The 425-nt window shown below is 73.2% G+C and carries 1 pseudogene; it reads right to left on the bottom strand.

The window, feature by feature from the left end:
* Positions 1 to 99 precede the first annotated feature (99 nt).
* A pseudogene (locus K9U41_RS23355) lies at positions 100 to 425 on the bottom strand (hypothetical protein); the annotation flags it as partial.

Here is a 425-nt window from a genome sequence, read left to right as displayed (position 1 = left end):
GGCTACGACGACGCGGAAACGTCCGGCCGCGACCACGCCTCCTCGCCGGACCTGAGCAACACGCAGTACGGCGAGTTGCGCTGATCCTGCGGCCCGCGCTCAGTAGACGTCGCGGCGGTAGCGGCCGTCGGCGATGAGGGCCTCGACGCCTTCGTCGCCCAGCAGATCCGCCAGCACCCGGTCCACGCCGGCCGCCATGCCTTCGGCGCTGCCGCAGACGAACACGACGGCGCCGTCGTCCAGCCAGGCGCGCAGTTCCATCGCGTGCTCCCGCAGGGCATCCTGCACGTAGCGGTGCGGAGCGCCCGGGTCGCGCGAGAACACCCGATCGAGCCGCGGCAGGAAGCCCTGGGCCTGCCAGGCGCCGATTTCCGCGGCGCAGAGGCTGTCGGCCGCCCGCTGGCGCTCGCCGAACAGCAGCCAGT

The sequence above is a fragment of the Xanthobacter autotrophicus genome, from assembly GCF_029991245.1.
Classification (GTDB): domain Bacteria; phylum Pseudomonadota; class Alphaproteobacteria; order Rhizobiales; family Xanthobacteraceae; genus Xanthobacter; species Xanthobacter autotrophicus_C.
Note: the sequence above shows the minus strand (reverse complement) of the source record. Positions and strands in the feature narration are given on the sequence as shown.